Source organism: Micrococcus sp. HMSC31B01, from assembly GCF_001816085.1.
GTDB classification, from domain to species: Bacteria; Actinomycetota; Actinomycetes; order Actinomycetales; family Micrococcaceae; genus Micrococcus; species Micrococcus luteus.
Genome location: NZ_KV825193.1, coordinates 1 through 10,275, shown reverse-complemented (window position 1 = coordinate 10,275; position 10,275 = coordinate 1). Strand labels below are relative to the sequence as shown.

The following is a 10,275-nucleotide window of genomic DNA, read 5'->3' as shown; positions in this document are numbered from 1 at the left end:
CGGGGAACGCGCCGCCGTCGAAGCGCTGGGTGTCCTGATCGATGATCCGGGCGATCCCGCCGACGTACACCGCCGCCGCGATGCCCACGGCCAGCAGCGCCACGAGCGCCACCGCCAGGGCGATCAGCCACGGGCGGCGACGACGACGGCGCCGCCCGACGGCGACGTCCTCCTGCGGGGGGCGGGGGCGGGGGTCCGCGGTGCTGCTCACGTGGGCTCCTGAGGCGGGGACGGGAACGGTCCCGCCCATGCTAGGGCACGGGCTCCCGCGGGTCCCGGCGCCGCACGTATCCTGGGCGGATGGAATCCCGCCGTCTGCGTCGTCTCGTGCCCCTCCTGACCGCGATCGCCCTCGGCGCCACGGCCTGCACCGGACGGGTGGCCACGGTGGAGGCCGCGCCCCACGCCGCTGACCCGGCGTGTGCCCCGGCCATGGTGGCCATGCCCGACGCCCTGGGCGACCTCGACCTGCGCCCCACCGACAGCCAGGCGACGGCCGTGTGGGGCGACCCGGCCGCCGTCGTCCTGCGCTGCGGCGCCGAGGTCCCCGGCCCCACCACGGACCGCTGCATCTCCGTGGACGGGATCGACTGGGTCATCCGGGACGAGGACGAGAACTGGCGGATCACCACCTACGGCCGTGACCCGGCCGTGGAGGTGCTGTTCGGCAAGGACCAGGCCAGCTCGGACACCGTGATGGTGGGCCTGTCCTCGGCGGTCGCGCAGATCGAGTCCAGCGGCGGCTGCGTCAGCGTGCAGGACGCCACACCCGTCGGCTGAGACCGGCGCGGGCCGCGTCAGTGCAGGCCGACGCCCCGCTCGAGGGCGAGGTCCAGCAGCTCCGAGATCAGATCGTCGTAGGACAGGCCCGTCCGCTCCCACATGGCCGGGTACATGCTGATGGGCGTGAAGCCCGGCATGGTGTTGATCTCGTTGACCACCCAGCGCCCATCCGGGGTGAAGAAGAAGTCGCAGCGACCCAGGCCGGATCCGTCCACGGCCTCGAAGGCGCGGATCGCCAGGGCGCGCAGCCGCTCGATCTCCTCCTCCGGCAGCTCGGCCGGGCAGGACAGCTGGGTGGTGCCGGTGTCCTGGTACTTCGACTCGAAGTCGTAGAACTGCGTCTCACCCTCGTCGTGGGCCACGACGATCTCCCCCGGCAGCGAGGCGCGCGGGGCGGCGGAGCCGTGCCCGTCGAGGACGGCGCACTCGATCTCGCGGCCGACGATGCCCGCCTCCACCACGACCTTGGGGTCGAAGCGACGGGCCTCCTCGACGGCGGCGCGCAGACCCGCGGGCTCGGTGACGCGGGTGATGCCGAAGGACGAGCCGGCGCGGGCGGGCTTGACGAACAGCGGGTAGGCGAGCGCCCCGGCGCGGGCGAGGGCCGCCTCCGGATCGCGCGCCCAGTCGCGGGCGGTGATGGTCTCCCACGGGCCGACCTCGAGGCCGGCGGCCTGGAAGGCGACCTTCATGAAGTGCTTGTCCATGCCGACCGCGGAGGCGAGCACGCCGCAGCCGACGTAGGGCAGACCCAGCGACTCGAACATGCCCTGGAGGGTGCCGTCCTCGCCCCAGGGGCCGTGCAGCAGCGGGAACACGACGTCCACGGGGCCCAGCGAGGAGCCGTCGGCCGCGGTCAGCTCGACGGTGCCGTCCGGCAGGGCGCGCAGGCTCACCGGGGCCTCGGGCTCCGGCACCTCCGGCAGGGCGCCGCCGTCCAGGCGGAACGAGGCCACGTCCAGCTCATCGTGCGACCACAGGCCGGAGCGGGCCACGCCCACCGGCACGACGTCCCAGCGCTGACGGTCGGCCGCGTGCAGCACACCCGCCGCGGTCACGCAGCTGATGGGGTGCTCGCTCGAGCGGCCGCCGAAGAGCAGGAGCACGCGGGGACGCGCGCCGGCAGCGGCCTCCGGGGCGGGGATGGCGGTCATGCGGTGCGTCCTTCCGACTTCAGGTCACGGGCGAGCAGCAGCTCGGCGAGGCGGTCCACGGCCACGTCCCCGGCGACCACCCGGTCCATCAGCTCGCTGATGGGCATCTCCACACCGTGGGCGCGGGCGGCGTGCACGATGGCGGAGACGGACTTGATGCCCTCGGCCGTCTGGCTCATGGCGGCCACCGCCTCCTCCGCGCTGAGGCCGGTGCCGATGTGGCGGCCGGCCGTGCGGTTGCGGGAGAGGGGCGAGGCGCACGTGGCCACGAGGTCGCCCAGGCCGGCGAGCCCGGCCATGGTGGCCGGGTCGCCGCCGAGCGCGACGGCCAGCCGGGTGGTCTCGGCCAGGCCCCGGGTGATGACGGAGGCCTTGGAGTTGTCCCCCAGCCCCTGCCCGTCGCAGATGCCCACGGCGAGCGCGATGACGTTCTTCACCACGCCGCCGATCTCCACGCCCACGACGTCCGTGTTCGTGTAGGGCCGGAAGGTCCGGCCGGCTGTGAGGGCGGCGATGCGCTCCGCCGTCGCGCGCGAGGCCGAGGCGACCACCGTGGCGGTGGGCTCGCCGCGCGCGATCTCGAGGGCGAGGTTGGGTCCGGAGACCACCGCGAACCGGTCCGGGCTGAGGCCCAGCTCCTCCGCGCAGACCTGCGACATCCGCGCGTCGGTGCCGCGCTCGAGGCCCTTGACGAGGGAGACCACGACGGCGTCCGGGGCCAGGTCGGCGCGCACGGTGCGCAGCGTCTCGCGCACGTGCTGCGCGGGCACGGCCACCACCACGACGCCGGCGCCCCGGACCGCCTCGGCGGCGTCGGTGACGGCGCGCACGCAGGTGGGCAGGGTGATGCCGGGCAGGTACTCGGGGTTCTCGTGTCGCTCGGTGATGGCCTCGGCGACCTCGGCCCGCCGGGACCACATCACGATCTCGGACGCGCGGGCGGACTCGGGGCTGGTGCTCAGGCCCAGGACGCGGGCGAAGGCCGACCCCCAGCTGCCGGCCCCGAGGACGGCGACGGTGCGCGGATCGCTCATGCCCCGATCACCCGCGCTCCGGTCGCGGGATCCCAGCGGCCCTCCGGGGCCGGTTCTCCGCGCAGCTCGGCGACCAGGTCGGTGATCGCGGCCATCATGCGGCCGGTGCCCTCGCGCAGGGTCCCCGCCGTCACGGGGCGGTCCCGCAGGTCCGCGAGGTCGACGGGCGCGCCGACCCGGATCCGGGCGGTCTTGCGCGGGAGGACGCGGAGGGAGCGGCCGCCGTACGGCAGCAACTCCTGGATGCCCCACTGACCGACGGGGATGAGCGGGGCGCCGGTCTGCAGGGCGAGGCGCACGGCCCCGTTGCGCCCGGCCATCGGCCAGCCGTCGGGATCGCGGGTGACGGTGCCCTCCGGGTAGACGATGATCGCCCGGCCCGTGGCGACGGCCTCGCGGGCGGCGGCGAGCGAGCGGCCGCCGTCGCGGGTGCGCTCGACCGGGATCATGCGGGTGGCCTCGAGGACCTGCTTGAGCACGGGCACCTTCCAGAGCTCGGCCTTGGCGAGGAAGGTCGGCAGCAGGCCCTGGTTGTAGGCCATGTGGGCCACGGAGAGCGGGTCCACCTCCGAGATGTGGTTGACGGCGAGGATCGCGCCGGTCTCGGGCAGGTGCTCGGTCCCCTCCCACACCTGGCGGACGAGGGCCCGCATCGCCGGTCGCACGATCGCCCCCGGGATCACGTAGGGGGCCCGCGCGGCACGCGTCGGACGACCCCCCGCAGCGGCAGGGCTCTGCGCGTCCACGCCGCTCACCGGTCGCGTTCGGTCAGCTCGACGTCGGCGCCGAGGCCCTCGAGCTTCGCCATGAAGTGCTCGTAGCCGCGGTTGATGATCTCCAAGCCCGTCGCCGTGGAGGTGCCCTCGGCGGTGAGGGCGGCGATCAGGTGGGAGAAGCCGCCGCGCAGGTCCGGGATGTCGAACTCGACGCCGTGCAGCGGCGTCGGGCCGGAGATCACGGCCGAGTGCAGGAAGTTGCGCTGGCCGAAGCGGCACGGCACGGAGCCGAGGCACTCGCGGTGCAGCTGGATGGAGGCGCCCATCCGCACGAGGGCGTCGGTGAAGCCGAAGCGGTTCTCGTACACGGTCTCGTGCACGATGGAGACCCCCTTGGCCTGGGTCAGCGCCACCACGAGGGGCTGCTGCCAGTCGGTCATGAAGCCGGGGTGCACGTCCGTCTCGAGCACGAGCGGGTTGAGATCGCCGCCGGCGTGCCAGAACCGGATGCCGTCGTCGACGACGTCGAACTCGCCGCCGATCTTGCGGTAGGTGTTCAGGAACGCCGTCAGGTCGCGCTGCTCGGCGCCGCGGACGTAGATGTCCCCCCGGGTGGCCAGGGCGGCGGAGGCCCACGAGGCGGACTCGTTGCGGTCGGGCAGCGCGATGTGGTTGTAGCCGCGCATCTCGCTCACGCCCTCGATGCGGATGGTGCGGTCCGTCTGCACGGTGATGATCGCGCCCATCTTCTGCAGGACGGCGATGAGGTCGTGGATCTCCGGCTCGACGGCGGCGCCCTTGAGCTCGGTGATGCCCTCGGCCTTCACGGCGGTCAGCAGCACCTGCTCGGTGGCTCCGACGGAGGGGTACGGCAGCTCGAGCTTGGCGCCGTGCAGGCCCTTGGGGGCGGAGATGGAGATGCCGCCCGGGCGCTTGTCCACGACGGCGCCGAAGTTGCGCAGCACGGCCAGGTGGTAGTCGATCGGGCGGTCGCCGATCTTGCAGCCGCCGAGGTCGGGGATGAAGGCCTCGCCGATCGCGTGCATGAGCGGGCCGCAGAAGAGGATCGGGATGCGCGAGTCGCCGGCGTGGGCGTCGATCTCGGCGGTCAGGGCCGACTTCACCCCGGCCGGGTCCATCGTGATCCGCCCGGTCTCCTTGTCCCACTCCACGGACACGCCGTGGATCTCGAGGAGGGAGCTGACGACGTCCACGTCCTTGATCTCGGGGATGTTCCGGAGCACGGACGGCGAGTTGCCGAGCAGGGCGGCCACCATGGCCTTGGGCACCAGGTTCTTGGCGCCGCGCACGGTCACCTCACCGGTCAGCGGCTTGCCGCCATGGATGGTCAAGAGCTTCGCCATGCGCGTCCTTCCTCAGTGCGGCCGCAGGGCCACGGTCTCGGCCACTCCGCCGGAGCGGGGAGGTCTCTGAACGGGACCGCCCGCCGTGTGCGGCGGGCGGTCCCGGAATCGCCTCCCAGCATAGGGCGTCGCCGGGCACGCGCGGCAATGGTGCGCTCCCGGCGGCGGCCGGTCAGCCGGCCGTGCGGGCCGGCAGGGTGGTGGGCTTGTACGCGGGGCGGTCCGCCTCATAGGCATCGATCTCGGCCTGGTGCCCCAGGGTGACGGCGATGTCGTCCAGGCCCTCGAGCAGCCGGCGACGGGTGTCGTCGTCGATCTGGAAGGGGGCGGTCACATCCCCGCACTCGACGGTGCGTGTGACGAGGTCCACGGTGACCGTGGTCCCGGGACGGTTCTCCAGCTCCTTCCAGATGCGCTCGACGTCCTCCTGCTCCACCTGAGCCGCGACGAGCCCCTGCTTGGCGGAGTTGCCGCGGAAGATGTCCGCGAAGCGCGGGGAGATCACGGCGCGGAAGCCGTAGTCCTTGAGCGCCCACACGGCATGTTCGCGCGAGGAGCCGGTGCCGAAGTCGGAGCCCGCCACGAGCACGGTGCCCCCGCTGAACGGCTCGGTGTTCAGGATGAAGTCGGGGTCCTGGCGCCAGCCGGCGAACAGGGCGTCCTCGAAGCCCGTGCGGGAGATCCGCTTGAGGTACACGGCCGGGATGATCTGGTCCGTGTCCACGTTCGAGGCGCGCAGCGGCACGCCGACGCCGGTGTGGGTGGTGAACTTCTCCATGGCTCAGGCCTCCTGGAGGGTGAGGGCGGGCAGGTCGGACGGGCTGGCGAGGCGGCCCAGCACGGCGGTGGCCGCGGCGACCACCGGGGACACCAGGTGGGTGCGTCCGCCCTTGCCCTGCCGGCCCTCGAAGTTGCGGTTGGAGGTGGACGCGCAGCGCTCCCCCGGGGCGAGCTGGTCCGGGTTCATGCCCAGGCACATGGAGCAGCCGGCGAACCGCCACTCGGCCCCGAAGTCCTCGAACACCCTGTCCAGGCCCTCGTCCATGGCCTGCAGACGCACGCGCGCCGAGCCCGGCACGACCATGACGCGCAGCCCCTCGGCCTTGCGCCGGCCCCGGACGACCTCGGCGAACGCCCGCAGGTCCTCGATGCGGGAGTTGGTGCACGAGCCCATGAACACGGTGTCGACCTCGACCTGCTTCATCGGGGTGCCGGGGGCCAGGTCCATGTAGGACAGCGCCTTGCGGGCCGCCTCCTGGGCCACCGGGTCGGCGAAGTCCTCGGGCGCGGGGACGGTGTCGTTCAGGCTCACGCCCTGCCCCGGGTTGGTGCCCCACGTGACGAACGGCTCCAGCGTGTCCGCGTCGATGACCACCTCGGCGTCGAACTCCGCGCCCTCGTCCGTGGCGAGGGTGCGCCAGTGCTCGACGGCGGCGTCCCAGTCGGCGCCCTCGGGGGCATGGGGCCGTCCCTTCAGGTAGGCGAAGGTGGTCTCGTCCGGGGCGACCATGCCGGCGCGGGCGCCGGCCTCGATGGACATGTTGCAGATGGTCATCCGGCCCTCCATGGAGAGGTTCTGGATGGCCTCACCGCGGTACTCGAGCACGAAGCCCTGGCCCCCGCCCGTGCCGATCTTCGCGATGACCGCGAGGATGATGTCCTTGGCCGTCACACCCGGGCGCAGCGTGCCGTCCACGGTGACCGCCATGGTCTTGAAGGGCTTCAGCGGCAGGGTCTGGGTGGCCAGGACGTGCTCGACCTCGGAGGTGCCGATGCCGAACGCCAGGGCGCCGAACGCGCCGTGGGTGGAGGTGTGGGAGTCGCCGCAGACCACGGTGAGGCCGGGCTGGGTCAGGCCCAGCTGGGGGCCGACGACGTGGACGATGCCCTGCTCGGCGTCGCCCAACGGGTGCAGGCGCACACCGAACTCGGCGCAGTTGGCCCGCAGGGTCTCGATCTGCGTGCGCGAGGTGGGATCCGCGATCGGCTGGTCGATGTCCAGCGTCGGGGTGTTGTGGTCCTCCGTGGCGATGGTCAGGTCGGGCCGACGCACCGGACGCCCGGCCAGACGCAGCCCCTCGAAGGCCTGCGGGCTCGTCACCTCATGCACGAGGTGCAGGTCGATGTAGAGCAGGTCGGGGGTGCGGGAGGCGCCCTCGCCCTCGCCGCGCACCACCACGTGCTCGTCCCAGACCTTCTCGGCCAGCGTCCTGGGCCGCGTCGTCGCCGTCGTCATGTGCCGCACCTTCCTGCTCACGCACCTGTCGGTCGTCGCCCGGCGCGGGGCGCCGGTGCTCACGGACCACTGTGGGGCGCGGCGGGGCCGTTCTCGACCACGCGGCGCGATATTCCATATCGTGAGATTTCGTCTCACATGCCGGACCTGGCGCCGGCCGGCCCGGTCACATGCGACGCACACCGACACCCCCGGTCCGTCCGAGCAGTGAGACGACTACGATCACCCCATGACCACCGAGCCCGTGCGCCCGCCCACCGAGGACGACCTCATCGGCCCCTCGCTCCACCGGCATCCCAGCGGCGTCGGCGTGGTGGACAAGTCGGTGGCGATCCTCGACGCGCTCGAGTCCGGCCCGGCCACGCTCGCCCAGCTCGTCACCGCCACCGGGATCGCGCGGCCCACGCTGCACCGGCTCGCGGCCGCCCTCACGCACCACCGCATGGTGGGCAAGGACCTGCAGGGCCGCTACGTGCTGGGCACCCGCCTGGCCGAGCTCGCCTCCGCCGCCGGCGAGGACCGGCTCACCACGGCCTCCGGCCCGGTGCTGCTGTGGCTGCGCGACGCCACGGGAGAGAGCGCCCAGGTGTTCCGTCGGCAGGCGGACTCCCGCGTGTGCGTGGCCAGCGCGGAGCGGCCCTGGGGCCTGCGCGACACCATCCCCGTGGGCGCCCGCATGTCCATGAAGGCCGGCTCCGCCGCGCAGGTGCTCCTGGCCTGGGAAGACCACGAGCGGCTCGTCGAGGGGCTGGCCGGCGCCGTGTTCACACCCACCGTCCTCGCGGCGGTGCGGCGCCGCGGCTGGGCCCAGTCCCTGGCCGAGCGCGAGCCCGGGGTCGCCTCGGTGTCCGCACCGGTGCGCGGCCCCAGCGGACGCGTCATCGCGGCGGTCTCGATCTCCGGCCCCCTCGAGCGGCTCTCCCGCCAGCCGGGCCGGCTGCACGCGGACGCCGTCGTCTCCGCCGCGACGCGGCTCACCGAGCTCATCCGCGCCGGCGAGGCCTGAGGCCCGCCCGCGCCACCGACGGGACGCGCCGCCGAGACACCCCGTTCTTCCCGCGTTCACCCGCGGGGCCTAGCGTCAGCCAGGTCCCCGACCGCCGCCCCCGCACCACCGAGGAGTCCGCCGTGACCGAGACGACCGCGCCCGCCGCCCCCGCCGAGCAGGAGGCCGCGCCGCGGCTGTCCGTGGTCGGCACGGGCTATCTGGGCGCCACGCACGCCGCCTGCATGGCCGAGCTGGGCTTCGAGGTCCTCGGCGTCGACGTGGACCCGGCCAAGATCGAGCGCCTGGCCCGCGGCGAGGTGCCCTTCCACGAACCCGGCCTGCCCGAGCTGCTGCGCACCCACGTCGCCTCCGGGCGGCTGCGCTTCACCACCGACGTCGCGGAGGCGGCCCGCTGGGCGGACGTCCACTTCATCGGCGTCGGCACCCCGCAGAAGGTGGGCGAGACCGCGGCGGACCTGAGCTATGTGGACGCCGCCGTCGCCTCCCTCGCCGCGGCGATCGACCGCGACGCGCTGATCGTCGGCAAGTCGACCGTGCCCGTGGGCACGGCGCGCCGCCTGGCCGAGCTCGTGCGCACCGTGCGCGCGGAGGCCGGACTGCCGGGCGAGGTCGAGCTCGCCTGGAACCCCGAGTTCCTCCGGGAGGGCTTCGCCGTGAGGGACACGCTCACCCCGGACCGCCTCGTCATCGGCACGCACGGGCCCCGCGCCGAGGGCATCCTGCGCCGCGTCTACGCGCGGCAGCTCGCGGCCGACACCCCGTGGATCAGCACGGACCTCGAGACGGCCGAGCTGGTGAAGGTGGCCGCCAACGCCTTCCTGGCCACGAAGATCTCGTTCATCAACGCGTTCTCGGAGATCACCGAGAACGTGGGCGGGGACATCGGCACCCTCGCGGACGCGATCGGCCACGACGCGCGGATCGGACGCCGGTTCCTCAACGCGGGCGTGGGCTTCGGGGGCGGCTGCCTGCCCAAGGACATCCGCGCGCTCCAGGCCCGCGTCTCCGAGCTGGGCCTGGACCGGACCATGCGGTTCCTGGCGGAGGTGGACGACATCAACCTGCGCCGCCGTGACCGCGTGGTGGACCTGGCGGTGCAGGTGCTCTCCGCGGCTCGCGACGGCCGGATCCGCCGGGCCGAGGCCTCCGGGCCCGCCCCCACCCCCGCGAGCGTGCAGGTGCTCAACGGCACGCGGATCGCCGTGCTGGGCGTCACGTTCAAGCCGGACTCCGACGACGTCCGGGACTCCCCCGCCCTCGACGTCGCCAACCGTCTCTACACGGCCGGCGCCGACGTCCGGGTGTACGACCCCGAGGGCAACGCCAACGCGGCCGCCCGCTTCCCGCGGCTCGACTACGTGGACTCGCTCGAGGCGGCCGTGGACGGCGCCGAGCTGACCCTGCTGCTGACCGAGTGGCGCCAGTTCCGTGAGATGGATCCGGACGCCGTGGGCGCACGCGTGGCCTCCCGCCTGCTGATCGACGGGCGCAACGTCCTGGACGTCGCCGCGTGGCGCGAGCACGGGTGGGACGTCATCGGCCTCGGCCACCGCTTCGACCCGGAGCGACTCCTCCGCGCGGCCTGACCCGCCCGCGGGCCCCGGCCCGGACGCTCAACCGCCGAACGGGTCCCAGCCGGACTCGGGCAGCGGCCGGTGACCACCCGGCGGCCGGGCCCCGTCCGGCACGAGCCGGCCGATCCGCGTGAACCCCCGGGGCAGCTCGGTCTCGGGCCACGCCAGCCCCAGGAGGCCGTAGTCCTCGCCCCCGCCGGTCACGAGCGCCTCCGGACTGGTCCCGGCCAGGGCGGCCACGCGGCGCAGGGGTGCGGCGGTCGCCGCCAGCCAGGCCTCGTCCAGCCACGGTGCCGGCGCGGGTCCGGCCCCGCCGGTGGCGGCCGCCATGCGGTGCGCGTCCTTGCCCAGGCCGTCGGAGACGTCCATGAGGGTGAGCAGGCCGGCCGTCACCGCGGCGGGCCC

The 10,275-nt window shown here is 73.9% G+C and carries 9 protein-coding genes and 2 pseudogenes; 3 read left to right on the top strand and 8 right to left on the bottom strand.

Translation table 11 applies throughout. From position 1 onward, the window contains the following. A pseudogene (locus HMPREF3105_RS07920) lies at window positions 1–211 on the bottom strand (LytR family transcriptional regulator); the annotation flags it as partial. Window positions 212–300: 89 nt separating this feature from the next. Between HMPREF3105_RS07920 and HMPREF3105_RS07915 the strand changes: the two are divergent. Next, on the top strand, window positions 301–780 hold the full coding sequence (locus HMPREF3105_RS07915; RefSeq protein ID WP_036312910.1) for a DUF3515 family protein: 480 nt from the start codon (window positions 301–303) through the stop codon (window positions 778–780). Window positions 781–797: 17 nt separating this feature from the next. Here the strand turns inward: HMPREF3105_RS07915 and HMPREF3105_RS07910 are convergent, their stop codons facing one another. From HMPREF3105_RS07910 to leuC, 6 genes are all read right to left on the bottom strand, one after another. Further along, window positions 798–1,937: a D-alanine--D-alanine ligase family protein gene (locus HMPREF3105_RS07910; RefSeq protein WP_070709140.1), complete on the bottom strand. Its 1,140-nt coding sequence runs from the start codon at window positions 1,935–1,937 to the stop codon at window positions 798–800. Next, complete coding sequence (locus tag HMPREF3105_RS07905) at window positions 1,934–2,971, bottom strand: NAD(P)H-dependent glycerol-3-phosphate dehydrogenase (protein WP_036382068.1); 1,038 nt, start codon at window positions 2,969–2,971, stop codon at window positions 1,934–1,936. The genes HMPREF3105_RS07910 and HMPREF3105_RS07905 overlap by 4 nt, the downstream gene beginning before the upstream one ends. Beyond that, complete coding sequence (locus HMPREF3105_RS07900) at window positions 2,968–3,624, bottom strand: lysophospholipid acyltransferase family protein (protein WP_070709134.1); 657 nt, start codon at window positions 3,622–3,624, stop codon at window positions 2,968–2,970. The genes HMPREF3105_RS07905 and HMPREF3105_RS07900 overlap by 4 nt, the downstream gene beginning before the upstream one ends. Before the next feature lie 98 nt (window positions 3,625–3,722). Then, entirely contained in the window at window positions 3,723–5,051 is a 1,329-nt protein-coding gene (murA, locus tag HMPREF3105_RS07895) for a UDP-N-acetylglucosamine 1-carboxyvinyltransferase (RefSeq protein WP_002856412.1), read from the bottom strand. A 172-nt stretch (window positions 5,052–5,223) separates the two neighbouring features. Then, a complete protein-coding gene (gene leuD, locus HMPREF3105_RS07890; protein ID WP_010078962.1) occupies window positions 5,224–5,829 on the bottom strand; it encodes a 3-isopropylmalate dehydratase small subunit in 606 nt (201 codons plus the stop codon). A 3-nt stretch (window positions 5,830–5,832) separates the two neighbouring features. Continuing rightward, window positions 5,833–7,287, bottom strand: coding sequence for a 3-isopropylmalate dehydratase large subunit (gene leuC, locus HMPREF3105_RS07885; protein ID WP_070709132.1), 1,455 nt, complete (start codon window positions 7,285–7,287; stop codon window positions 5,833–5,835). 229 nt (window positions 7,288–7,516) lie between these two features. On the opposite strand from leuC, the gene HMPREF3105_RS07880 reads away from it, so the two are divergent. Then, window positions 7,517–8,293 carry an IclR family transcriptional regulator gene (locus HMPREF3105_RS07880; RefSeq protein ID WP_002856418.1) on the top strand — a complete coding sequence of 259 codons (777 nt, stop codon included), beginning with the start codon at window positions 7,517–7,519 and terminating at the stop codon, window positions 8,291–8,293. A gap of 122 nt (window positions 8,294–8,415) precedes the next feature. Further along, window positions 8,416–9,882 carry a UDP-glucose dehydrogenase family protein gene (locus tag HMPREF3105_RS07875; protein ID WP_070709130.1) on the top strand — a complete coding sequence of 489 codons (1,467 nt, stop codon included), beginning with the start codon at window positions 8,416–8,418 and terminating at the stop codon, window positions 9,880–9,882. A gap of 27 nt (window positions 9,883–9,909) precedes the next feature. Here HMPREF3105_RS07875 and HMPREF3105_RS13250 read toward each other — a convergent pair. Beyond that, window positions 9,910–10,275 (bottom strand): annotated as a pseudogene (locus HMPREF3105_RS13250) (thiamine-phosphate kinase); the annotation flags it as partial.